At 60.7% G+C, this 24,254-nt stretch carries 22 protein-coding genes; 14 read left to right on the forward strand and 8 right to left on the reverse strand.

All coding sequences use genetic code 11. The annotated features are described in order from the left end of the window. Positions 1-153: 153 nt before the first annotated feature. The 4 genes from V8J81_RS07215 to V8J81_RS07230 all read left to right on the forward strand — a co-directional run bounded on the left by V8J81_RS07215 (position 154) and on the right by V8J81_RS07230 (position 3,576). Positions 154-1,299 carry a bifunctional 2-C-methyl-D-erythritol 4-phosphate cytidylyltransferase/2-C-methyl-D-erythritol 2,4-cyclodiphosphate synthase gene (locus V8J81_RS07215; RefSeq protein ID WP_368475070.1) on the forward strand — a complete coding sequence of 382 codons (1,146 nt, stop codon included), beginning with the start codon at positions 154-156 and terminating at the stop codon, positions 1,297-1,299. Further along, the gene (locus V8J81_RS07220) at positions 1,296-1,781 is read left to right on the forward strand and encodes a phosphatidylglycerophosphatase A family protein (protein ID WP_368475071.1); all 486 of its coding nucleotides are present in this window, start codon (positions 1,296-1,298) and stop codon (positions 1,779-1,781) included. Before V8J81_RS07215 ends, V8J81_RS07220 begins: the two co-directional genes overlap by 4 nt. Beyond that, positions 1,778-2,254 carry a CinA family protein gene (locus tag V8J81_RS07225; protein WP_368475072.1) on the forward strand — a complete coding sequence of 159 codons (477 nt, stop codon included), beginning with the start codon at positions 1,778-1,780 and terminating at the stop codon, positions 2,252-2,254. The genes V8J81_RS07220 and V8J81_RS07225 overlap by 4 nt, the downstream gene beginning before the upstream one ends. A gap of 140 nt (positions 2,255-2,394) precedes the next feature. Further along, positions 2,395-3,576, forward strand: coding sequence for an ammonium transporter (locus V8J81_RS07230; protein ID WP_368475073.1), 1,182 nt, complete (start codon positions 2,395-2,397; stop codon positions 3,574-3,576). A gap of 91 nt (positions 3,577-3,667) precedes the next feature. Here V8J81_RS07230 and V8J81_RS07235 read toward each other — a convergent pair whose 3' ends face one another. Continuing rightward, complete coding sequence (locus tag V8J81_RS07235; RefSeq protein WP_368475074.1) at positions 3,668-4,132, reverse strand: type II toxin-antitoxin system RatA family toxin; 465 nt, start codon at positions 4,130-4,132, stop codon at positions 3,668-3,670. An 84-nt stretch (positions 4,133-4,216) separates the two neighbouring features. Between V8J81_RS07235 and hpt the strand changes: the two genes are divergently transcribed. From hpt to V8J81_RS07255, 4 genes are all read left to right on the forward strand, one after another. Next, positions 4,217-4,753: a hypoxanthine phosphoribosyltransferase gene (hpt, locus tag V8J81_RS07240; RefSeq protein WP_368475075.1), complete on the forward strand. Its 537-nt coding sequence runs from the start codon at positions 4,217-4,219 to the stop codon at positions 4,751-4,753. Positions 4,754-4,872: 119 nt separating this feature from the next. Continuing rightward, positions 4,873-5,850 (forward strand): hypothetical protein, encoded by a 978-nt coding sequence (locus V8J81_RS07245; protein WP_368475076.1) that lies wholly within the window; start codon positions 4,873-4,875, stop codon positions 5,848-5,850. Between the two features lie 133 nt (positions 5,851-5,983). Then, positions 5,984-6,445, forward strand: coding sequence for a c-type cytochrome (locus V8J81_RS07250; protein WP_368475077.1), 462 nt, complete (start codon positions 5,984-5,986; stop codon positions 6,443-6,445). 3 nt (positions 6,446-6,448) lie between these two features. Beyond that, the gene (locus tag V8J81_RS07255; RefSeq protein ID WP_368475078.1) at positions 6,449-7,339 is read left to right on the forward strand and encodes a c-type cytochrome; all 891 of its coding nucleotides are present in this window, start codon (positions 6,449-6,451) and stop codon (positions 7,337-7,339) included. Between the two features lie 38 nt (positions 7,340-7,377). Here the strand turns inward: V8J81_RS07255 and V8J81_RS07260 are convergent, their stop codons facing one another. From V8J81_RS07260 to V8J81_RS07275, 4 genes are all read right to left on the reverse strand, one after another. After that, a complete protein-coding gene (locus V8J81_RS07260; protein ID WP_368475079.1) occupies positions 7,378-8,748 on the reverse strand; it encodes a tetratricopeptide repeat protein in 1,371 nt (456 codons plus the stop codon). 82 nt (positions 8,749-8,830) lie between these two features. Next, the gene (lipA, locus tag V8J81_RS07265) at positions 8,831-9,784 is read right to left on the reverse strand and encodes a lipoyl synthase (protein WP_368477613.1); all 954 of its coding nucleotides are present in this window, start codon (positions 9,782-9,784) and stop codon (positions 8,831-8,833) included. A 106-nt stretch (positions 9,785-9,890) separates the two neighbouring features. Then, on the reverse strand, positions 9,891-10,133 hold the full coding sequence (locus V8J81_RS07270; RefSeq protein WP_368475080.1) for a hypothetical protein: 243 nt from the start codon (positions 10,131-10,133) through the stop codon (positions 9,891-9,893). Positions 10,134-10,300: 167 nt separating this feature from the next. Then, complete coding sequence (locus V8J81_RS07275; RefSeq protein WP_368475081.1) at positions 10,301-11,446, reverse strand: DUF6456 domain-containing protein; 1,146 nt, start codon at positions 11,444-11,446, stop codon at positions 10,301-10,303. Positions 11,447-11,654: 208 nt separating this feature from the next. Between V8J81_RS07275 and V8J81_RS07280 the strand changes: the two genes are divergently transcribed. Beyond that, on the forward strand, positions 11,655-11,897 hold the full coding sequence (locus V8J81_RS07280; protein WP_368475082.1) for a DUF6477 family protein: 243 nt from the start codon (positions 11,655-11,657) through the stop codon (positions 11,895-11,897). 41 nt (positions 11,898-11,938) lie between these two features. On the opposite strand, the gene V8J81_RS07285 is transcribed toward V8J81_RS07280, so the two are convergent. Beyond that, positions 11,939-13,495: a trimethylamine methyltransferase family protein gene (locus tag V8J81_RS07285; protein ID WP_368475083.1), complete on the reverse strand. Its 1,557-nt coding sequence runs from the start codon at positions 13,493-13,495 to the stop codon at positions 11,939-11,941. Positions 13,496-13,638: 143 nt separating this feature from the next. On the opposite strand from V8J81_RS07285, the gene V8J81_RS07290 reads away from it, so the two are divergent. The 3 genes from V8J81_RS07290 (at position 13,639) to V8J81_RS07300 (ending at position 16,483) form a co-directional block, all read left to right on the forward strand. After that, positions 13,639-14,094 carry an NUDIX hydrolase gene (locus tag V8J81_RS07290; RefSeq protein WP_368475084.1) on the forward strand — a complete coding sequence of 152 codons (456 nt, stop codon included), beginning with the start codon at positions 13,639-13,641 and terminating at the stop codon, positions 14,092-14,094. A 43-nt stretch (positions 14,095-14,137) separates the two neighbouring features. Further along, positions 14,138-15,742: a glutamine-hydrolyzing GMP synthase gene (guaA, locus tag V8J81_RS07295; RefSeq protein ID WP_368475085.1), complete on the forward strand. Its 1,605-nt coding sequence runs from the start codon at positions 14,138-14,140 to the stop codon at positions 15,740-15,742. A 105-nt stretch (positions 15,743-15,847) separates the two neighbouring features. Beyond that, positions 15,848-16,483 (forward strand): YdcF family protein, encoded by a 636-nt coding sequence (locus V8J81_RS07300; RefSeq protein ID WP_368475086.1) that lies wholly within the window; start codon positions 15,848-15,850, stop codon positions 16,481-16,483. 10 nt (positions 16,484-16,493) lie between these two features. Here V8J81_RS07300 and V8J81_RS07305 read toward each other — a convergent pair whose 3' ends face one another. Together V8J81_RS07305 and V8J81_RS07310 are read right to left on the reverse strand one after the other, a co-directional pair. Then, a complete protein-coding gene (locus V8J81_RS07305; RefSeq protein WP_368475087.1) occupies positions 16,494-17,837 on the reverse strand; it encodes an outer membrane protein assembly factor BamB family protein in 1,344 nt (447 codons plus the stop codon). A gap of 79 nt (positions 17,838-17,916) precedes the next feature. Next, complete coding sequence (locus V8J81_RS07310; protein WP_368475088.1) at positions 17,917-18,780, reverse strand: tetratricopeptide repeat protein; 864 nt, start codon at positions 18,778-18,780, stop codon at positions 17,917-17,919. 275 nt (positions 18,781-19,055) lie between these two features. On the opposite strand from V8J81_RS07310, the gene V8J81_RS07315 reads away from it, so the two are divergent. Together V8J81_RS07315 and V8J81_RS07320 are read left to right on the forward strand one after the other, a co-directional pair. Beyond that, complete coding sequence (locus V8J81_RS07315; protein ID WP_368475089.1) at positions 19,056-20,399, forward strand: efflux RND transporter periplasmic adaptor subunit; 1,344 nt, start codon at positions 19,056-19,058, stop codon at positions 20,397-20,399. Beyond that, complete coding sequence (locus tag V8J81_RS07320; RefSeq protein ID WP_368475090.1) at positions 20,396-24,235, forward strand: efflux RND transporter permease subunit; 3,840 nt, start codon at positions 20,396-20,398, stop codon at positions 24,233-24,235. Before V8J81_RS07315 ends, V8J81_RS07320 begins: the two co-directional genes overlap by 4 nt. The last annotated feature ends 19 nt before the right edge of the window (positions 24,236-24,254 follow it).

The following is a 24,254-nucleotide window of genomic DNA, read 5'->3' on the forward strand; positions in this document are numbered from 1 at the left end:
GTGGATAGGGCTGCGCAGGGGAGAAGACAAAGTGGTGAGGCTTTCTATTTGCACGCAAAAGGGCATTTGCACAATAATTAGGCACAACGATGCGAAAACGGTCAGAACGATATCGGATTGTGCGGGAGGGTGGCCTCGCCTATCACAAAACCCATGGTTGAAACGCCCCCTTCCCTCACTGCCGTCATCGTCGCCGCCGGACGTGGCACACGCGCCGGTGGAGACGTGCCGAAGCAATGGCGCGAGATCGCCGGGAGGAGGGTTGTGGAGTGGACCGTGTCGCGGTTCGCGGCGCATCCGGCGGGCCTTGACATGGTGTTGGTGATCCCTCCGGAAGATTTCGGGCGGCTTGAAGGATTGGACCTTCCAAGCACGCTGCGTGTGGTCCATGGCGGAGCAGATCGGGCGGCGTCGGTGCGGGCCGGGCTTGCGGCTTGTGGCGAGGGTATTGTCCTCATCCATGATGTGGCGCGCCCCTGTGTGCCGCCGGGCGTGATTTCCGCCGTGATCGAGGGCGTGCGCCGCCACGGTGCGGCAGCCCCGGCTTTGGCGGTGACAGACGCGCTTTGGCGCGGCGGGGAGTCGGTTGAAGGCACGCAGGAGCGTGACGGATTGTGGCGGGCGCAGACGCCGCAAGGGTTTGAGCGGTCGGCGATTATTGCAGCGCATGAGGCGTTTGAAGGCGTGCCTGCCGACGATGTCGAAGTTGCGCGTGCGGCGGGCCTGGACGTCGCGATTGTGCCGGGCGATGAGGCCAATCTGAAGATCACTGGCCCAGAAGACTTCGCGCGGGCCGAGGCGCTGTTGAAAGGCGAGAAAATGGATATTCGTGTCGGCAATGGATTTGACGTGCACCGGTTCGGTCCGGGCGATCAGGTCTGGCTATGCGGTGTCTCCGTGCCCCATAACCGGGGCTTGCAGGGGCATTCGGATGCGGATGTGGGCCTGCATACGGTGACAGATGCGATCTATGGCGCGCTGGCAGTGGGGGATATCGGCACACATTTCCCGCCGAGTGACCCACATTGGAAAGGGGCGGAGAGCCATATCTTCCTGAACCATGCAGTGGAACTGGCCGCAGAACGGGGGTTCGAGATTTCGAATGCCGATCTGACGTTGATGTGCGAGCGCCCCAAGATCGGCCCTGTCGCTGGTGCGATGCGGGCGCGATTGGCAGAGTTGCTGCGGATCGAGTTGGGCCGCGTCTCCGTCAAGGCGACGACGACGGAGCGGCTGGGCTTCACGGGCCGCGAGGAAGGGATTGCGGCGATGGCAACGGTCACGCTGGTGGCGCGATGACGCGGTTGATTGCGATTGTCGGCGGTGTGGGATTGCTGAGGCCAGCGCCGGGCACTTGGGGCAGCCTTGTGGGGCTTGGGCTGGGCGTGCTGGTGCACATGGTCGGCGGGGCGCTGTTGCTGGTTTTAGCGACGCTGGCGGTGACGGCCCTAGGCTATTGGGCGGTGCAGGTCGAGGTTGGCACTTCGGACGAAGACCCAAGCGAGATCGTGATTGACGAGCTGGCAGGACAATGGGTTGCCCTGTGGCCGGTCTCGGTCGGCGCGCAGATGACGGGATCGGAGATCACCGCGCTTTACCCGGGGCTGATCGTGGCGTTTCTGGCGTTCCGCTTCTTCGACATCTTTAAACCCGGACCTGTGGGTTGGGCAGACCGGCAGCACGGCGCTTTCGGGATCATGGCTGATGACGTGATCGCAGGCTGGCTGGCAGCGATGATCGTGGCGCTGGCCGCCGTGCTTGGTCATCTGTTGTTCTTGTGAACCCGCAAGCCGTCAATGAGGCGCTGCATAAGGCCGGGATGATGCTGGCCACGGCGGAAAGCTGCACGGGCGGGTTGATCGCTGGGGCGATCACGGATGTGCCGGGCAGCTCGGACGTGCTGGATCGGGGGTTCGTGACCTATTCCAATGCGGCCAAATCAGAAATGTTGGGCGTCGATCCGGCGCTGATAGAGGCGCACGGCGCGGTGTCAGAGCCGGTCGCCCGCGCGATGGCGGCGGGCGCCTTGAAACACTCAGGCGCGGATATAGCGGTGTCTGTCACGGGCGTGGCCGGACCGGGTGGAACGGATGCGAAGCCGGAAGGCATGGTCTGCTTTGGCCTCGCCATGGACGGGCACGAGACAAAGGTCGAGACCGTGCAATTCGGCCCGCTGGGGCGGCCAGTTGTACGGATGCGGACGATCGAACATGCCTTGTCGATGATCCTCGACGCGCTCAAATCCAAGGCTTAGCCCGGCAATAGCGCCTATTTTTCGAGCAAATTATAAACCGCATAGGTTTTGGGCGGCAAAATCCCCACCTGCCTCTTTTTCCCGCACGCGCTTCGCGGTTTGTGCCGCCCCAAGAGGGACAAAGGAAGGGAGCATCCGCCATGGTCGGAGCCGACACCGCCTGGATCATCGTCGCAACGGCGCTGGTCCTTTTCATGACATTGCCGGGACTTGCGCTGTTCTACGGAGGGCTTGTGCGCTCTCGCAACGTGCTGAGCGTTTTCATGCAATGCTTCTCAATCGCCTGCCTGATGAGCGTTCTGTGGCTCGCCATTGGCTATTCCATCGCCTTCGGGGATGGCAATGCCTATTGGGGCGGACTTGGGAAAACCTTTCTGAACGGGGTCGACGCTGACACCTTGTTCGGCACCATCCCAGAAGTTCTGTTCTTCGCCTTCCAAATGACATTCGCGATCATCACCCCTGCCCTGATCGTCGGCGCCTATGTGGAGCGGATCAGCTATGGCTTCGTTATGGCCTTCTCAGCGCTGTGGATGCTGATTTGCTACGCGCCGGTTGCGCACTGGATCTGGGGCGGCGGATTGCTGGCCGGCGAAGAATGGTCGCTGTTTGAGAACGGCGTGAACGACTTTGCGGGCGGCATCGTGGTGCACCAGACCGCCGGTCTGGCGGCGTTGATCCTGGCCTTCTTCCTGGGCCAACGGTCGGACAAGTCTAAACCCCCGCATAATCCGGGCATGGTGATGATCGGGGCTGCAATGCTGTGGGTCGGCTGGTTCGGCTTCAATGGCGGCTCGCAACTCGCCGCTGATGGTGGGGCCGCGATGGCGCTGACCGTCACGCACATCTCGGCCGCCACGGCGTCGCTGACCTGGGCGCTGTGGGAACGGATCCGCTACGGCAAAGCCTCGCTTGTGGGCATGGTAACGGGCACGATTGCCGGACTTGCCTCCATCACGCCTGCCTCGGGCTCCGTCAGCCCGGTAGAGGCCATGATCATCGGTGCTGTTGCCGGTGTCATGTGCCAGGTCCTGTGTGGCGTCGTGAAAGACCTGATGAACATCGACGACACACTGGACGTCTTCGCCGTGCACGGCGTTGGCGGCATGTTCGGGATCATCATGCTGGTCGTTTTCGGCCATGCGGGCGCGACCGAGCAATTCGGTGGACTGGCCGTTGTGGGTGCCTGGACGGTTGTAACGACCACGGTGATCATACTTGTCGTGAAGGCGATCTTCCCGCTGCGCGTGACGCAGGAGGACGAATATACCGGCCTCGATCTGTCGTCCCATGGGGAACGAGCCTACGACATGACCTCGTAGATCCGCATCATCTGGAAAACAAAGCACCCGGCCAATTGGTCGGGTGTTTGCGTTCTGCGGGAATGTGAACACGAAGTGTTCCGGGCGGCATTCAGGCCGTTTCGGCGGCCCCTGCCCCATAAAGGTCGTGAGCGCGTGCTTCGAACGCGCGAACGATGCGCTGCATGGCGTCCATGAAGAACAGACCTGCCGCGCCTTGGAGAAGTCGGTTCTTGAACTCGAAATCCACGGCGAAGTTCACATCGCAGCCCGTGGCCGTGTCCACGAATTCCCAATTCGAATTGAGGTACTTGAACGGGCCATCGACATAGGCCGTGTCGATCTTGCGCGCGGCCTCATAAAGCTCAACCCGGCTCAGGAACTTCTCCCGGAACATCCGGAACCCAACGACCATGTCCGCATGCATAAGCGCGTGATCGCCCTTATCCTCCACCGAACGCACGCGCGTTGCGACCGTCCACGGGATGAACTCCGGATAGCGCGCCACGTCAGCGACAAGGTCGTACATCTGCTGCGCTGAGTACGGCAGCTTGCGGGTCTCAGAATGGCTAGGCATGGGCCCCTTTCGCCTTTTCGTCTTGTGGCTCATGTCATAAACCTGACCGGCGATTGCAAGGTTCCGGGGGGAATTGGGGGCGAAATGGCGCAGCAAAGCTACACTGTCGACAAGATGATCTCGGCCAAGGCCATTGCCGCCCGGATCGAAGAACTGTCGCGTGAGATCGAGGCAGAGTTCGGCGGAACTGACAAGCTGGTGGTGGTGGGTCTTCTGCGCGGAAGCTTCGTATTTATCGCTGATCTTGTGCGTGAGATTGACCTGCCGGTGGAGGTCGATTTTTTGGAGGCCTCCAGCTATGGCAACGCCATGGAAAGCAGCCGCGAGGTGCGCATCCTGAAGGATTTGCGTGGCGAAATTCAGGGCCGAGATGTTCTGGTTGTCGAAGATATTGTCGATACAGGCCACACGCTAAAGCATGTTGTGGGCCTGTTGGCGCAGCGCGAACCGGCGCGGATGAAGACCATTGCGCTACTGGACAAGCCAACACGGCGTGAAGTCGATATTCGCGCGGATTGGACCGGTTTCGAGATCCCTGATGAATTCGTGGTCGGCTACGGCATTGATTATGCGCAAAGAAACCGGAATCTGCCGTTTATTGGCAAAGTGTCAATGAAATAAGGGGCTGTGGCACCCCTGCAACGCAATTGACCTTAGGTCAACGAAGGAACAACAGGGACGTTGCATGACCCGTTTGGTGGGCTGCACGATAGTGCAACACCACCACCGAGGACTATTTCATGAAACGTATTTTCGTTCTGTCAATGACAACGGCCATCGGCCTTAGCAACGCGGCACAGGCGGGTCCAATTGATCCAACAATCGGGTTTTCCGGGGATGTTCGGATCGGTGCCTTCGACATCAGCAATGCCGACAGGCTGGATTATTTCGACCTGGATCTGACGGCGCGCGTCCTGTTCACACCCTTTTTCGGGATTGATCTGGGATATGACGGTTTCAGTGAATTCAACGGACCCCTCCGGGACCGTTATACGGCATACTTTTTCTATGAGTTCTTTGAAGGCGGCACGATTGGTGCGGGCTACGTCCCCTCTCCCATCGGGCAGGTCACTCTTGATGACCGGATCGGCTACGGCGCACCGATTGAATTCGAAGTCGGTGCCATTTTGCTCGAACCGTTTCCTCATTTGATCGCGCTTCTTGATGAGGAGCCTGTGGCGGGTCTTCTGTACGAGGGCAATTACGGGTCAGTTTGGGCCGGGGCGAGTGTCCACTTCAACCCAAGCGGCGACGGCGAGGTGTACTCGGTCGCTGCAACCTATTCCGGAAGTCTCGCCAACGGGATCGACTACGACTTGGGTGGCGGCGTCGAATATGTCGACAGCGAAACGGCAGACGATTTCGTGCGGATCTTTGCCCGTGCCAATCTTGAGAATGAAAACTTCGATGGTGGGTTGGCCATCGTCGGCGGAGACTCACCACTGGGCAGCGACCGATTGACGGTGATTGACGCTAGCGTGGGCTACACACCGGATATTCCGACGCTTGCAGGGAGCTTGTCGAGCGAGCTGCGATTGGGTGCGGATCTTACCCATGCCTTCCGTTCCAACGGCGGCTCGACGCTGACTGTCTATGGGCTTGGTGCGGAGATCACATTCGAGGAACAATTCGGCCTGGGACTTAGCGCGGGCCGCACAGACTCGGGCGGTGGAAGTGACTCGGAATGGGTCGCAATCGAAGCGTTCCTGAGGTTCTGATCATCGCAAAGATGAGCGGTGGGGCACACGGGCCGTGCGCCTTCGCACTGAGTTGTGAGTTGACGGAATGTCGCACCTGTCTACCCTTAGTGACATAGCGACCTGTCAGCCACGTAACCACGGAGCCTTCGCCATGACCCTGTCCCGCATTCTTATCGCATCTGCTTTGACCGGCGCCTTCGCCCTGACGGCGACGGCACAGGAAAGCAATCCAGCCGTCGATGCACGGCAAGGTCAATTTCAGGTCATGGCGCTCAATATCGGTGTTCTGGGTAATATGGCGCGCGGCAACACAGACTATGATGCCGAAGCCGCCCAAGCGGCAGCAAACAACCTGCTGACGATGAGCCAGATCGACCAGCGCTTCCACTGGGTGCCGGGAACAGACAATGCCAGCATCGAGGGCACGCGCGCCCTTCCCGCGATTTGGGAGGAAGGCAGCCGCGTGATCGAGATTTGGGGTGAGTTCGGTACGGGCGCTGAAGGTCTGGCCGCGGTTGCCGGTGACGGGTTGGATGCCATGCGCGCCGCGCTTGGTCCCGTGGGGGCCGCTTGTGGATCGTGTCACGACGATTACCGCGCTGCTGCGAACTAAGCGATGCGTGGCCTGATCCGCCTTTTGGGTCTTTTGGCCGTTCTGGCCCTTGCAGCAGGTCTTTGGCTGACCCGGGCGGATCACATCACGGAGGACGAGGTGGCCGGGCTGACCGGCGATCCGGCGGCGGGTGAAGCCGTTTTCTGGGCGGCAGGCTGTGCGTCCTGCCATGCTGCCGACGAGGCCGAGGGCGAAGATCGGCTAATCTTGTCCGGCGGTCAGGCTTTTCCCAGTGAGTTTGGCACGTTCCGCGCCCCCAATATCTCGACCGACCCGGTCCATGGCATCGGGGACTGGACATTGGCCCAATTCCTGACGGCACTGCAAAACGGCATCAGCCCCGAAGGTCAGCACTACTACCCTGCCTTCCCTTACACCGTCTACCGGCTGGCGGAGCGTCAGGACCTCGCAGACCTTTATGCTTTCATGCAAACCCTGCCCGCGTCTGGCGTGCCATCAGAGCCGCATGACGTAGGCTTTCCGTTCTCGATCCGGCGCGCGGTCGGAGCATGGAACCTGCTGCATCTGCGGGACGATTTCGCGGTGAACGCTGAACTAAGCGCCGAGGCCGAGCGCGGGCGGTATCTGGCAGAGGCGCTGGCGCATTGCGGTGAATGCCACACGCCGCGCAATGCCATTGGAGGGCTTGATCTGGCGCGCTGGTTTGGCGGCGCTCCCGACCCGTCCGGCAGCGGGACGATCCCCAACATCACGCCTAATGCATTGGGCTGGTCCGCCAGTGAAATCGCAGCCTACCTCAATGATGGCTTCACGCCGGACTTCGACGTGGCAGGTGGCCATATGCGGTCCGTGATCCTCAACATGGCCGAACTAACCGAGGCCGATCGCGCAGCGATTGCGGACTATCTGCTTCAGGTTCCTGACATTCCCTAAGCGGTGCCAAAAACTCACGAACGGGCCCGTCCGCGACATCAGTACGTATTCAGCAACTCAGCCGAACGGGAAATTGCCGCGCGCTGCTCATCCTGGCTAAGGTTCTGCGCGAGGTCGGCGCAGTTCAGGCGGTATTCATCCCGCGTGTCCGGGTTATCTTCCCGCTCCGCACTGAAATGGCACCATGCAACGCCTTCCACCGGATCAACGGGGGATTTCGTGGTATCGGTGAGGATGTAGGCGAGGTTCTGCGCGCCCAATGTGTGCCCGCCCTGAGCCGCCTGCTGATAAAGATGCGCCGCGCCTGAGATATCAACCGGCCCGCCCAGACCTTGTTGCAGCATCACGCCCAGATCGTTCATGGCGCCGTAATCGTTTTGCTCTGCCGCATGGGTAAGCAGACGGCGCGCCTCGTCAAAATCGACCGGGCCGCCAACGCCGTCCCAATGCAGGTAGCTGAGCGCAACGCTTGCATCGAGATTTCCCATCTCGTGCCCGACCTCATAAAGACGCCGCGCGCGGACCGGATCATCGGGCACGCCCGGATCGCCATCAGCCAACAGATCAGCCAAATTGACGTGGGACCATTCATCACCCGCGGCAATCCCGCGCTCATACCATTCAACAGCTTGTTCAAAGTCCACCGGCACGCCCGTCGCACCATAGTTGAAAAGCAACCCCATATCATTCGCGGCGGCGACATCCCCCAGGTCCCACGCTTCGCGGTAGAGTGCTTCGGCACGCGGCACATCTTCCGGCCCGCCGATGGAGAACTCGAGCATATAGCCAAGCATCCGCATCCCGCGCGGCGACCCGACGGAGACGGAGCTTTCGGCCCATTGCCGCGCCAGTGAGGGGTTTTCAGGAACGCCGTCGCGACCATTAAGGAAGACATTGGCGAGATTTGCGGCGGCGCTTGGCTCGCCGAGGTTGGCTGCGCGCGCATAAAGGTCGATGATGGAGGCCCAGTCCGGCGTGCCAAGCAGCCCTTCTTCTTGCATCAGCGCGAAATTGTTCATCGCAAACTCGCTGCCCCCCTCGATCGCGCGTTCGTAGAGTTGGCGCGCGCGGGCCACATCAACCTCCTGCCCCAGAAAGCCATAATGGTAGACGCGGGCCAGATTGTTCATGGCTCCGGTGAAACCGGCATCGGCAGATCGTGTGTAGAGGTCTAGCGCGCGTACGGGATCTACGGGCAGCCCACCAAGCCCGTCATCATACATCAGACCCAGCATATTCATCGCCGCCGCATCGCCGGCCTCGGCCAATGGCATGACCAGTTCTGCAGCCCGCGCAAAATCGCCCGCATCATAGGCGGCGCGCGCATCGTCGTAGGTTTGAGCGGAAAGCGGAGCTGCAAGCGCTACGGCGAAAGCCGCGGCCATTGCGAAGGTCGAAAATCGGGACATGAAGGGCATCCAGCTGTGAAGGGTGCGCCCAATATAGGCACACCCATTGCTGGCTGCGAAGGCAGGAATTCCCGTAAGGCGCTTAGGCTTGACCCAGTTTGGCCAACCGATTTTCGCGCAGGCGGGCAAAGTCATTACCCGCGTGGTAGGAGGACCGCGTCAGTGGCGTGGCCGAAACCATCAGGAACCCTTTGCCCCAGGCCGCTTTCTCATACCCCGCGAATTCCTCGGGCGTAACGAACCGGTCCACCTTGTGGTGCTTCGGTGTGGGTTGCAGGTACTGGCCAATGGTCAAGAAATCGATGTCGGCGGCGCGCATATCGTCCATCACCTGATGCACCGCCTGCTTATCTTCGCCGAGGCCTACCATGATGCCGGATTTGGTAAAGATCGTGGGGTCCATCTCTTTCACGCGTTGAAGCAGACGAAGCGAATGGAAATAGCGCGCGCCAGGCCGGACCTCTGGATAAAGGCCGGGGACAGTCTCGAGGTTGTGGTTGAAGACATCAGGCTTGGCATCGACCACGATTTGTAGCGCATCGGGCGTTGATTTGATGAAATCAGGTGTCAGGATTTCAATCGTCGTCTCCGGCGCACGGTGTCGGATCGCACGAATGGTTTGGGCAAAATGCTCCGCCCCGCCGTCGGACACGTCATCGCGGTCAACGGAGGTGATCACAACGTGGTTCAGGCCAAGTTTCTGGACCGCATCGGCCACGCGGCCGGGCTCAAACACATCTAGGGGCTCTGGCGGCTTGCCTGTGGCGATATTGCAGAAGGTGCAGGCGCGTGTGCAGACCTCGCCCATGATCATCATGGTGGCATGGCCCTGCGACCAGCATTCGCCCACATTCGGACAGCCCGCCTCTTCACAAACGGTGGTCAGCTTATGCTCCCGCATGATCTTGGCGGTGGATTTATACCCCTCGCCCACAGGTGCTTTCACGCGAATCCAGCTTGGCTTTTTCGGCTGCGGATTATCGGGCCGCCGCGCCTTTTCGGGGTGGCGCTGTTCAGGGATCTTCAGATCGCGCATGGCTTCCTCATTCGGTGCGTTGAGGATCATTTAACGTTAAACGATCCCTACGTCACCCGGGCGAGTTGGCACAGCCGCTATGTCCCATATGCAAGTCCCGCTGAGTTCACTGATCGGTGCCGGACGTCGAAAGTGTTACGGATGTTCCAGTTTGCGGGGTTGCAAACGTGCCCGGCGCAGACGCGTTCGCGGCCAAGGACCGGAAGTACGGCATGCAGGCTGCCATCACTACCGGGTCAGCCTGCTGCGGCCCGATGATTAGAGCCTGTTCGCACTGCGCTGCGCTTTGGGCGAAAGCAGGGCCGGTGACCAGGGCAAGCACAGCGGGGATGGCGAGTTTTCTAAGCATTCTGAACCTCGGATGTATGAGTGAGAGGTTTCTACACTCACCATTCCCGCCCGCGCATGAACCCGGAGAGCATTTCGAATTTTTCGCTATTTCACAAAGCCTTGGCGCAACTGACAAAAAATCCACGAAGACTTTTATTCGAAGTCTCCCGTCCTCTCCTCTGGCGCTTATCCCCGTGTAGCAGGGACGAATCCTTGCGAGGCCTCGTAGTGCTGCAACAAGCGCTGCAAGCCGATCTTCAGCACTACTTTGCCTGAACGGGCCGACCAACCAAGCCGCTTTTCGGCTGACTCCAGCCCCTCCAGGAAACAACAGACCCGCATCACGACATCCGCCAGTCCCGGACCCAGATCGTCCAGCGCATCAGAGACGCGTTTGCGCGCATCCATTGGGCCTTCGCCGATGCCTCCATCCGAAAGGAAGCCACCGCGATCCCCGCCTGTCAGGAAGCGGTCCCAGTTCTGGCCGACGCGTGGCCCCATCTGGGCGCGCTCAAAGTCCTCTCGCAAACGCTCACCCGCCTGAACCAACTCCGGGCCAAGGAAAGGCTTTCCGTCCGGCCCCTTGCGGCGGGCCAATCCAGCCAATGGTGATTCCGACAGGTTCACACGCAGCTGAACGGGCTTTCCGTCGTCTCCTGCAACCTTGCGTTTGCCCCAATTGGCATGTTGGCCCTGAAACGCTGTCGGCCCCTCCGCGAAACCGGCATTTCCCACACGACGCTTGCGATCTTCCTCAATCAAACGCTTAAGCGCCGACTTTCCGGCATTTGTGATGCCGTAACGTGCGATGCGGCCGCCCTTTTTTACGCATTGGATCCAGTCTTTGACCGCGAACGCCTGCGCAACGCGGCGATCCACAACTGCGGTGCGTGTCTGGTCCCCGTCTATGCCCTGGCGCAGCACTACGGCCTTGTCCATATCCTGTGCTACGGCCAAAACGGCCCCCGTCTCACACAGGCGGCGCAAAATCCGCCGAGCCTCGCGTGTGATCTGCGTCTCATCTTCAATCGGCGTCCGTATCGGGGCAGTCATGCGCCGCGTCTCCTCATGTTGATTGGTGTTTTTCGTCAGTTCGCACGGGCGGAAACCGGATAAGGTGTCGAGTGCTTCATTCAGCAACGGATCGTCCCGCCGATCCTCGAAATCCCGCACCTGGCGACAGATTGTCGAAGGCGATTTGCCGACCGTTCCGGCGATATTGCGATAGCTTTGCCCCGATGCCGTATGGGCCAAATATTGCTGTGCCTGTTGAGGCACCCAAGCAGGTAAGTGCGGAACAGCAACCGTTTTTGCAGAGTCAGTATTGTTCATGGCCAAAGGCCTCGCGATCAAAAGGTTAATGCCTGCAAAATTCCGCCGTATTGATTACTGAATGGTTAAATTCTGTGGATAACTGGAAAATTGTTTCTGAATCGTAAACTTTTTCAGGGGGTCCGCGCGCATGTTCTTTGATTCATGCAACGCCCCCGTATCCGGTGGCAGCCTGTGGCAGTGAAATCCATTGTCTGGGGACGCCGAAATGACCGAACTGACCAAACATCTCAGCACTATTCGCCGGCCGGGCCTTCTTGTCCGAGCCGCCACAATGGCTTGTGATACGGGCGATGCCCACCGCCGGGCCAAGCGGCGTCCGGTGACGAAACTGCTTGCCGAAGAGGAAATGCTGAATGCAGCCCGCATGGGCGGCGGCATGGGCTATTCTCCCACGCGTCACGTCCAGGTCATGAGCGCACTGCTGGCCGCGGCACGCGCCGTCAATTGAACGGCGCATTTACCTTTTGGTGTGGATAACCTGCGGCCAGTTCAGATGAACGCGTCCGGCATCGACGCCTTCTTTTCGCTGACATAGGCGCGCAGTTCTTCGTTGATGGCCGGATCCAGCGCGGGTTGCTGGTAATCGGCCAGCATCTTCTCAACCTTCAGCGCGGCAAGCTCATAGCTCGACTGACTGCCATCCTCGGCCCAAGTCTCGTAGGGCTTGTAGTCAAGCACATTGGTCCGCCAGAACGCTGTCTGGTAATTGGCCTGTGTGTGCTCGCACCCCAAGAAATGCCCGCCCGGCCCCACTTCGCGCAAAGCGTCAAGGGCTTGCGCATTCTCATCCACGGCAATGCCTTCGGCCATCTTGTGCAGAATGCCAAGCTGGTCGGCGTCCAGAACGAACTTCTCCGGCGACGCGGACAAGCCACCTTCCAGCCAACCGCAGGAATGCAGCATGAAGTTCACGCCCGACAACAGCCCCATGTTCAGCGAATTCGCGGTCTCATACCCCGCCTGCGCATCGGGAATTTTCGAGCCGGTGAAAGACCCGGAGGAGCGGTATGGCAGGCCAAGGCGGCGGGTCAGCTGGCCCATGCCGTATGTGATCTGCGAAGTCTCAGGCGTGCCAAAGGTCGGCGCGCCGGAGTTCATGTCGATTGACGTCACCATGGCACCCATGATCGCGGGGGAGCCCGCTTTGACCAATTGGCTATAGGCCACGCCCGCCAGCCCTTCGGCGAGGCATTGCGTGAGCGTCCCGGCCACAGAAACAGGTGCCATCGCCCCACCCACGATGAAGGGCGAGATGATGGAAGCCTGCCCGGCCTCGGCATACACCTCCAACGCGCCCATCATGGTGCTGTCGAAGGTCAGCGGCGAGTTAATGTTGATGAGCGAGGTCATCACCGTGTGGTTATCGACCACATCTGCACCAAAGAGGATCTTCGACATTTCAACCGAGTCGACCGCGCGTGAGGGTTCGGTGACAGAGCCCATGTACGGCTTATCGCTGAGCGCCATATGGGCGTAGAGCATATCCAGATGGCGCTTGTTGACCGGCACATCGGTGGGCTCACAAACGGTGCCGCCGGAATGGTGCAACCATTTCGACATATAGCCGAGCTTCACGAAAACCTCGAAATCGGCCATGGTGGCGTAACGGCGCCCCCCTTTGAGGTCGTTTACAAAGGGCGGTCCATAGACCGGCGCCAGTACCATCGTGTTGCCGCCAATCTCGACATCGCGGGCGCGGTTGCGGGCGATCTGGGTGAACTTCGACGGTGCCGTCTTGATCAGCTCGCGCGCAAGGCCACGCGGAATGTGCACACGCTCGCCCTGCACATCAGCCCCGGCATCGCGCCAACGCGCCAACGCGCCCGGGTTTTCGACGAACATAACGCCGATTTCTTCCAGCACGGTCTCGGCGTTGGTCTCGATAATCTCGAGCGCCTCGTCATGCAGGATGTCGAGGTTGGGAATCTTCCGCTCAATAAAACGTGCTGTCTCAAAGCTGACCGCTGAACGGCTGGCTCGGCGTGCGGCCCCACCGCCCCCACGTGCCCTGCGCCGACCGCCCGTTGCCTGTTCCGCTTCGCCCATGACACCCTCCAAAGGCAAATGACCCGTTGGAAGGTGTCTAACGCGCGGGCCAACCGGTCAGCGGGCGAATTACGTCATCTGCGACGCGGATGCGACATGGTCGCGTGCTTGCGGGTTCCGCGCGAACGCCCTTAAGGAAAGGGATGGCAGACGAAACAGTCACACACCATTGGCGGCCTTCCCCTTACCCTAGATGCATCGCCATCGGCCTGATTAAGGACAATGGCAGACTTCTATGCGCTGAGGTCACCTGCGACGACGGCGGGATCAAGGGGTATCGCCCACTGGGAGGCGGAATCGAAATCGGTGAAACCGCCGCCGATGCCCTTGCCCGTGAATTCAAAGAAGAGGTCCGGGCAGAGGTAAAGGTCGGTCCGCGCCGCGCTGTGTTGGAAAACATCTTTCAGCATGAAGGCGCGTTGGGGCATGAGATCGTGTTCGTTCATGAAGCCGTAGTGATCCGTCCCGGATTGATCCAACCAAAGCGGTTCCTGCTTGAAGAGGCAGGCCGTGTCACTGCCCTTGATTGGGTCCCGCTGGACAGTTTCAAAAGCGGTCAGGCTGTGCTGTTTCCCGATGGTGTGTTGGCGCTTCTCTAGTCAGGGCCTTGCACGCCCCTGCCCCGCGGCTTAATCCGCGTCCATGACCAACGCTGCTGTCCCCGACCCCGCCGACCATGAACGCCTGCTGATCATCGACTTCGGGTCGCAGGTCACGCAATTGATCGCCCGCCGCCTGCGCGAGTTGAGCGTGTATTGCGAGATCCACCCCTATCAAAACGTTGATGACGCTTTCATCGAAGCCTTCGCGCCAAAGGCGATCATCTTCTCGGGCGGGCCGGATTCGGTTGTTCGTGAAGGCTCGCCGCGTCCTCCGCAGGCTGCCTACGACGCGGGCGTTCCGATCCTGGGCATCTGCTACGGCCAGCAGGTGATGATGCAGGACCTTGGCGGCGAAGTGCACGGCGGCAAAATCTCTGGCGGTGGCGGCACCGCCGAATTCGGACGCGCCTTTGTGGAGCCGAAGGGGGAGCTGGACCTTCTGACCGGTTGGTTCGGCACTCCGGAACAGGATGGCCGCGAACAGGTATGGATGAGCCATGGAGATCACGTTGCGAAGCTGGCCCCCGGCTTTGAGGTCTATGGCACCTCGCCCAACGCGCCCTACGCGATCACGGCTGATCTGAGCCGGCATTTCTATGCCGTGCAGTTCCACCCAGAGGTACATCACACGCCCAAGGGCGCGAAGCTATATGAGAATTTCGTGCGGCTCGCCGGGTTCTCGGGCGACTGGACGATGGAAGCCTACCGCGAGCAGGCGGTCGAGGCGATCCGCGCACAGGTGGGCGATGCCAAGGTGATCTGCGCCCTGTCAGGCGGCGTGGACTCGTCGGTGACGGCGGCGCTGCTGCACGAAGCCATTGGCGATCAGTTGACCTGCGTCTTCGTGGATCACGGCTTGCTACGCCACAAGGAAGGCGAAGAGGTTGTGGCTATGTTCCGCGATCATATGAACCTTTCGGTCATCCACGCCGAAGAGCAGGAGCTGTTTCTGGGCGAGTTGGAGGGGGTCAGCGACCCTGAGACGAAGCGGAAGATCATTGGCAAGCTCTTCATCGACGTGTTCCAGAAATACGCCAACGAAATCGAAGGCGCAAAATACCTAGCGCAGGGCACACTTTATCCGGATGTGATTGAAAGCGTGTCGTTCTCCGGTGGGCCCTCGGTGACGATCAAATCCCACCACAATGTCGGCGGCCTGCCCGAAAAGATGGGTCTGAAGCTGGTGGAGCCGCTGCGCGAGCTCTTCAAGGACGAGGTGCGGGCCTTGGGCCACGAACTTGGTCTGCCGGCCCATTTCATCGCGCGCCACCCCTTCCCCGGCCCCGGCCTCGCCATCCGCTGCCCAGGTGAGATCACGCGGGAGAAGCTGGATATCCTGCGGCTGGCTGATGCCGTCTATATCGACCAAATCCGGAAGCACGGCCTTTATGATGAAATCTGGCAGGCTTTTGTCGCGATCCTGCCCGTGCGCACCGTGGGCGTGATGGGCGACGGGCGCACATATGATTACGCCTGCGCCCTGCGCGCTGTAACATCGGTCGATGGCATGACCGCCGACTATTATCCGTTCAGCCATGAGTTCCTTGGCGAGACGGCAACGCGGATCATCAACGAAGTTCCCGGGATCAATCGGGTCACATACGACATCACCTCAAAACCGCCCGGCACGATCGAGTGGGAATGACCCACGAACGGTTGCGAAAGATGTTCATGCTTTGAAGACCTTTGGCAGGTAAGAGCGGGCCATGTCGGCACATATCGAGACATTTGCCCTTTTGGCAGTTTTTGATTGGCAGTTCATTTGGCCCTGATCCGGCCCATCAAAATGCGGCGCGTCCGGCGCGTTCTGCGGCTGATGGTGATCTTCTATGCCGCGACGCTTGCAATGGTCCTGCTTTGCAACTGGTTTTGGCCGCGTGACACGCTTCCTGCCCCTGCTGCACAGGTGATTTGCCTCGGTGGCCAGTCACATCAGGGTGTTCTGGCCAGCGACAGCACCTCGAGGGCTGAACGGTGCGCCGAGTTGCTTCTGGCCGGATTGGCGGACGAAATTCTTGTCACAGGATCAGGCACCGGCACACTGATGGTGGATCACATCCTGGCCTTGGGGGTCCCGGCAGAAGCGGTCTCGCTTGAGGCCATGTCACGTTCCACCCTGCAAAACGCGCTATTCTCTGCCGACATAAGCGACGTTGAGCAGCCCGTAATCGTGGTGACAGACGCATATCATTTGCCCCGATCGTGGGTCTCGTTCCGCGCAATGGGCTTTCAGGATGTTCGCCTATCCTCATCCTCGTCGATGGTGGACCGGCCCAAACCCCTTTTACGTGAGGTTTCCGCAATCTGGTTCAACGCGCTCAGGCTTTTGGTTTACAGCGCCCTGTTCTGGGTCGATCCAGATATTCGCGCGGCGCTGATGGCGTGACGGCGGCCCCTTAGCGGAAAGCTTGTAGCCGACCGCCCTCTGTCACAACCAGCAGCGTGTCGTTGACCACAATCGGGTGGGCTGCCGCGCCATCGCGCATTTCAACCGCACCGACCAACTGGCCGCTTTCCGGGCTGAAGAAACGGATATTTCCATCGCCTGAGACCACAACCAGGCGACCACCCGCAAGGATTGGCCCGAAATGGGTGAAGACGGCCCGACGGCGACGCTCCCGATCATTGACATAAAGCGGCAGTTCCGTGCCCCAGACGCGTGCGCCCGATCCGGCATCAAGGCGGATAAGCTCGTTGCGGTCGGACACGAAAAACAAGTCACCACCGGTGGCCAGAACGGGCGAATACGCGCCTTCTTCGGCGGTCCAAAGACGCGTGCCCGTTCCCGGGTTCAGCGCAACGACACGGCCCGATTGGTTGCCGACATAAATGCGCCCGTTCGCGATCACGGGGTCAGAGGTCACATCATTGATGTTCGCATAAGCAACACCACTGCGCCCACCGGCCACGGACGTAACCCACAAAGGCGCACCGGACCGGCGCAACGTGCCCGAAAGCTCACCCGAGCCGAAAGGGAACAAAACGATGCGGTCGGTCACTGCCGGGGCCGCGGCACCACTGAGAAGCGGATCGGTTGTGGTCGCTGGCACTTGCCAGATCAAACGGCCATTGGACACATCCAGCGCCCAAGCCTGATTGTTACGGCTGACGATGTAGACGGTGTTGCCCGAAATCGTAGGCGCGCCGATGCCTGCATCAAGTCGCTGCCGCCAGTTCACAGCACCCGTGGCGGCGTTGACTGCGATCAACTCCCCAAAGCCGGTCGTCACGAACAGCGTGCCGCCGGACAAAGCCAAACCACCACCTGAGACGGAGCCGCCGCGATCAAATCCTGGCTGAAGGTCAGCGGACCAGACCGTTCCACCTGTCGCAAGATCGGTCGCAACCACCCCTGCCGTTGCATCCATCGTGAACACGCGCGCCCCGTCCGAGACAGGATCAGCGGTAATCCGGTTTCGCCGTGAATTTCCACGTCCGATCTCAGCCGTCCAAACAGGCGTCAGGCTGGAGCCGAGATTGGCATGTGGTGTGCGGTTCGAAGAATTATAGCCGCGCTGTTCCCAAGTCGCGATGCGCACGATGCTTGGCAAGCTGATCGCGCGCGGCGCGTCTGCGGCCCCCGCATCGGCAAGCGACCGCGTGGCGTCACCGCTGAGAACATCGGCCAACGGCGTGTCGATAGAGAAACGCTCACCCGGCAAAATCACCTCACGCTCACAGGCTGCGAGGCCAAGAACGGCGACACAGGCGAAGGCGCTGGCTTTAACAAATGTGCTCATCTCGTGCCCACCACTCATTGTCTTGGGATCGTTTGGCGATCCTGAAAATGTCTTGCGCCGGACCAATCGGGCCATCGGCTTATTCCGTTTCCGCCTCGGCCTCTTCCGCCGCTGCAGGCTCCTCTTCGGCACCGTCTTCTTCGCCGGGTGCTTCTGCCGCCGCATCGTCCGCTTCTGCGGGTTCCTCGGCAGGTTCCCCCTCTTCGGAGCCTAGCTCACCAACGGCTTCATCCTCAACAGGCGCGTCCTCCCCCGGCGCCTCTTCTTCAGGGGCCTCTTCTTCTACTGGCGCGTCCACCAGCACTGCTCCACTTTCCAGCGACACAATCAACTGCGCAGCGCGTTGTTGCAAGCCTGCAGTGGCCGCAGCGCTGTTCTCGATGCTGCGCAAACGGTCGAGGCCCGCATCAAGATTACCGGCCCGAATGTCGACAAGGGCCAACTGCTCTTCCGCAAGGGCTGAATAGGGCGCGCCGGGCTCGGCCAACCGCTCAAGCACGAGGCGTGCTTCATCTTCCGGGGCCGGGTCCATCATCTGCGCCTTCAAAAGCGCCAGATCGACGTAACGGCGCGGCAATCCGGGTGCCTCAGCGGCTTCGCGAAGGCGGGCCGCAGCGGCTGCGGTATCTTCTGAATTGGCCTCTTCTCCCGCGGCCAGCAGGGCCAGGATCATGGCGACCTCAGGCGAAGGTGTCTCGATTGCGGACAGGGCGGCGATACGCGCCTCAGGGTCTTCGCTTTCCAGGCCGGCCAGAAGCGCGTCGCCAAAGGCCTCGGACTCTGCACGCTGCTGCGAGGATTGCCATTCAAACCATGCGGCGGCTCCGACGATGGCAACCACAACCAGAATGGCCAGCCATCCCCACCGACGGAACAGCGAAAACAGCCGATCACGGCGAACTTCCTCGCTGACTTCCTCGATAAAACTGTCGGTATTGGACATGCCTGCCGCTCCACCCCGGAATTCTTTGTTGCGCAGGGATTACCCCGGCATTGGGTCAAGGCGCAAGGGCCGGAAGAGCGGCGGTTTATCCCGCCCATACTCAACCCGAGGGCGAGTATTCTGAACCGTTCAGTTCACTCTTGTAGCTCCGGCGGAAAAAAAGTAATCTGAACCGGACGGTTCAGCGTAACTCGTCAACACGGGATGATGCCAGGCCATGCGAACGGGCTGGCGTTCCAACGCCGGGGGGCGTTTGGACAAGAAAGGTCGAAGGCATGAAGCTGTTTCCAATCCTGACCGCGGCGCTCGTCTGCGTTGCGCTCTACTTTGTCGTACTCGACCGGGAGAGCCTGACCGACTTCGCGGCCGGCTTTGTGCCTGAGCCGCAAAATGCCCCTGAGGAAATGGCCGACGATGAGACGGCCGACGCCCTAGCCGAAGAGGCAGAGGCTACGTCCGATGATGGCCGAATGCACGTCGTTGTGCGCCGATCAGAGGCACAAGTGACTGAAAACGCAGTATTGATGCGCGGTCGCACCGAAGCGATCCGGCTGGTTGATGTCGCATCCGAGACATCAGGGCGCATCATTTCCGCCCCTATTCGGGCCGGTGCCTTCGTCGAAGAAGGTCAGGTTATGTGCGAAATCGACCCCGGCACATCGCAAACCGCCTTGGAGGAGGCTCAAGCACGTCTAGCCGAAGCGCAAGCGCGCGTTCCCGAGGCGGAAGCCCGCTTGCCCGAGGCGCAGGCCCGCCTTCCTGAGGCCCGCGCGATGCTGGCACAGGCTCAGGCGCAACTCGCCTCGGCTCAGATCGATGGCAATGCAGCATCGCGGTTGAGCGAGTCGGGTTTCGGCTCTGAGACACGTGCGGCGTCGGCTGCTGCTGGAGTTGCAGCGGCTGAGGCTGGCGTGCAAAGCGCCGAGGCCGGTGTCGAAGCAGCCGATGCAGGCGTACAATCGGCACGGGCTGGCATCCAGTCCGCACTCGCCGGTGTCAGAGCGGCAGAGGCTGCCGTGACGCGCGCGGAAGACGCGATTGCTGACCTGACGATCTACGCCCCCTTCTCGGGCCTGCTGGAGTCGGACACGGCAGAGCTGGGAACGCTGATGCAGCCGGGCGCCATTTGCGCGACGATCATTCAACTGGATCCAATCAAGCTAGTTGGCTTTGTGCCGGAGGCGCAGGTGGATCGCGTCACACTCGGTGCAAGGGCCGGGGCGGATCTGTCCTCTGGTCAGCGCGTCGAAGGAGAAGTCACGTTCGTCAGCCGGTCCGCCGACGACAGCACGCGCACCTTCCGGGTCGAAATCACCGTTGAGAACCCGGAGCTTCTGATCCGGGACGGCCAGACAGCAGACATTCTGGTGCAGACCGAAGGCATTCCCGCGCACCTCCTGCCCTCCTCCGCCTTGACGCTGGACGATGATGGCCGCCTCGGCGTCCGCACGGTTGTGGACGGCGTCGTGGAGTTTGTCGAGGTCCAGATGATCCGCGACACACCGCGCGGTGTTCTCCTGACTGGCCTGCCCGAGGTGGCGGATGTGATCACCGTGGGACAGGAGTTCGTGACCGCCGGTGTCGAAGTCCGCACCACGTTTGAGGAGCTGACGCAATGACCGGCATCATCGACTGGGCCGCCAGCCGCGCCCGCATGGTCATCGCCTTCGTCCTGCTGTCGCTGACGGCGGGCGCTGCGGCCTATATCGGTCTGCCCAAGGAAGGTGAGCCCGATATCGACATTCCCGGCCTGTTCGTCTCGGTCCCCTTCCCCGGCATTTCGGCCACGGACAGCGAACGCCTGCTGATCCGCCCCATGGAGGCAGAGTTCCAGGACCTCGACGGGCTACTCAGTATCAACTCGACCGCTGGCGAAAGCTATGCCGGTGTGTTCCTTGAATTCGAATTCGGTTGGGACAAGGGCGAGACAATCGCCGATGTCCGCGATGCCATGGGACGCGCGGAAGTGCAGTTCCCTGAGGGCGCGGAAAGCTATTCGATCAACGAAATCAACTTCTCCGAATTCCCGATCATCATCGTGGCGCTATCCGGTGATGCCCCTGAACGCACGCTGATCCGCCTTGCAAATGAAATGCAGGCCGAGCTTGAGACGCTTTCCCCTGTTCTGGAAGCAGGGCTGGCCGGTACACGCGATGAGATGCTGGAGGTTATCCTCGATCCGCTTGCGCTGGAGGCTTACAACGTCACCGCCGCCGATTTGATCAACGCTGTGGTCAACAACAACCAGCTGATCGCTGCCGGTGAAGTTGAAACGGCGGGCGGCGCGATTTCCATCACGATCCCGTCGAGCTTTGACAACGCACAGGACGTCTACAACCTTGCCGTGACAGTGAATGGCGACCGCGTTGTGACCCTTGGGGAACTCGCTGAAATCCGCCTGACCTACCAAGACGAGACCGGCACCGCACGCTTCAACGGTGAGACGACGGTGGCGCTTCAAGTCGTCAAACGGCAGGGTTTCAACATCATCGACACGGTTGAATTGATCCGCGCCGAAGTGGAGCGGGTTCAGGAAAGCTGGCCCGAGGAACTACGCGCCTCCGTCACTGTTGAGACAACGCTCGACCAATCCGTGCAGGTGGACTCCATGGTCCGCCAACTTGAAGGTTCCGTCCTGACGGCCATCGCGCTTGTGATGATCGTCGTTCTGGCCGCCCTTGGCACACGCTCCGCCCTTTTGGTGGGCTTCGCCATCCCAACATCGTTCCTTCTGTGCTTCATCCTTCTGGGTGTGATGGGCATCACCATCTCAAACATCGTGATGTTCGGCCTGATCCTCGCGGTGGGTATGCTGGTGGACGGCGCGATTGTCGTCGTTGAATACGCCGATCGCCGCCTGAAAGAAGGCGCGCGGCCGATGCAGGCCTATGCCGACGCCGCCAAACGGATGTTCTGGCCAATCGTCTCGTCGACCGCGACAACGCTTTGTGCCTTCTTGCCGATGTTGTTCTGGCCCGGTGTGCCTGGCGAATTCATGGGCATGTTGCCTGTGACACTGATCTTCGTTCTGTCGGCATCGCTAATCGTGGCGCTAATCTACTTGCCTGTTCTGGGCGGTGTGGCTGCGCGGTTCAGCCGGGTGATCGACAATGCGGCGGCGGTCGTGAAGGGATTGATCCCTTGGTATCTCGCGCGCCTCGCCCTGACGATCGGCGCAGGTTACCTGATGTTCAGGGCGGCGCTGAACGTCGTGCAGCCCGGTGTGTTGCTGCCGATGCCCGCCGACATGTCGCCAGTGATGCAAATGGCGCTCGGCGGCATCGTATTTGTCGTGACTTGCGTGATCATGTCCGTTCTGATCGCGACCGTGCAATTCGCACGCCGCGAAAAGGCCGTGCAGTCTGGCTACAAACGCTCGCCCTTCGGGTGGTTCGTTCATTTCCTGACGGGCAACCCGTTGATGCCAGTTGTCTCAGTAGTGGCCGTGCTTGGCTTTGTCGGGTTCACGTTCAGCTACTTCGGTGAGAACAGCAACGGCGTGGAATTCTTCGTGGCGACCGAGCCCGAGAATGCCATCGTCTATGTCCGTGCGCGTGGCAATCTCAGCGTGCAGGAACAAGACGCGTTGGTCTCACAGGTCGAGGACATTGTGCTTGAAACCGATGGTGTGCGGGACGTGTTCGCCTTTGCAGGCTCCGGTGGGTTGAACAACAACACTGGCGGCGCGGCGGCCCCGTCCGACACAATCGGGCAGGTCCAGATCGACCTTGAGCCATGGGGCGAACGCGCTGACGGCGACATGATCCTTGATGCGCTGCAAGCACGCCTAGACCAGATCCCCGGCATCCAGACTGAGATCTTCTCGGCCTCCACTGGCCCGGCGGAAGGCAAGCCTATCAGCCTGCGCCTTGCGGGCGATAATTGGGAAGAGCTTCAGGAAGCCACCCGGATCGTGCGGGAGTATTACGCCAGCCTCGATGGCCTGACACTGATCGAAGATACGCTCCCCCTGCCCGGCATCGACTGGCAGATCAACGTCGATGTTGAAGCCGCTGGCCGCTACGGCGCTGACGTGGCGACCGTGGGTGCAATGGTGCAGCTTGTGACGCGCGGTATCCTGCTCGACACGATGCGCGTGCCAACCTCGGATGAGGAAATCGACATCCGCGTCCGTTTCCCGGAAGAGGCGCGCGTGCTGTCCACACTCGATAGCCTCCGGGTGCGCACCCGCGACGGTCTTGTGCCGCTGTCCAACTTCGTCTCGTGGGAGCCGACGCCCCAATTGGCCACCATCGAACGCTACAACCAGCAGCGCTTTTTCATGGTGAAGGCGGATGTCTATTCCGGGTTGGAACGAGTCGACGATGCGGACGGGAACATCATCGCCCTGATCCGCGATGTGGCCGAGATCGCCACAGGCGACACGACAGCGGATTTTGAACATCAGGAGGTCGGCTATCAGCTCTATGCGAATTACTCCGACCTCGATGTGTCCGAGATCGCGGATGGCGTGATTGCGGGTGATTTACCAACCACCCCAGTCACGGCTAACGAACGGATCGAGCGCATCACCGAATGGCTTGAGACGCAGGATGTTTTGCCGGCCTCAGTCAGTTGGGAATGGGCAGGCGACCAGGAAGATCAGGCGGAAAGCCAGGCCTTCCTGAGTTCGGCCTTCGCTGCAGCCCTTGGCTTGATGTTCATCATCCTGCTGGCGCAATTCAACTCCGTCTACAATGCGATCCTCGTGCTGCTGGCCGTTGTCCTGTCCACCACGGGCGTGTTGTGGGGCATGATCGTGATGGATCAGACCTTCTCAATCATCATGACCGGAACGGGCATCGTGGCGCTGGCGGGGATCGTGGTGAACAACAACATTGTTCTGATCGACACCTATCAGGAATACAGTCGCTACATGCCTCGGCTTGAGGCGATTGTCCGCACGGTCGAGGCGCGTATTCGTCCGGTTCTGTTGACCACCATCACAACCATGGCCGGTCTGGCACCGATGATGTACGGCATCAGCCTGGATTTCGGCAGTGGTGGCTATACGATCGACAGCCCCACGGCGCTTTGGTGGAAACAGCTGGCGACGGCAGTGGTCTTCGGCCTTGGCATCGCAACCTTCCTGACGCTTTTGTTCACGCCGTCGCTTCTGGCACTTCGCATCTGGTTCTGGACGATCCTGTCCTGGGGTGCGCGAGGTCTTGCGCGGGTAGGTGCAAACAGCATGAGCCAGCGGGCGCAGGATTGGGCGTTGCAACGACAGGCTCGCCGCGCGCAGAACCCGGTCATCTTCTGGGACGAAGACCCGCGCGAAGATGAGGTGGCGGCTCTGGAAGTGCCGGAAGAGGATCTGACGTTGAACGAGATGGCAACGGAAGATCCGATCCCACCTGCGCCGGAGGATCTGCCGCCCGAGGCTGATCCATTCGAGGATACGGAACTCGACAACGACATCCCGCCGCAACCGCCCCTGCGCGCCGCGGAGTGATCCTTCCTTAGGGTCGGGC

The sequence above is a fragment of the Gymnodinialimonas sp. 202GB13-11 genome (assembly GCF_040932485.1).
In the GTDB taxonomy this organism is placed as follows: domain Bacteria; phylum Pseudomonadota; class Alphaproteobacteria; order Rhodobacterales; family Rhodobacteraceae; genus Gymnodinialimonas; species Gymnodinialimonas hymeniacidonis.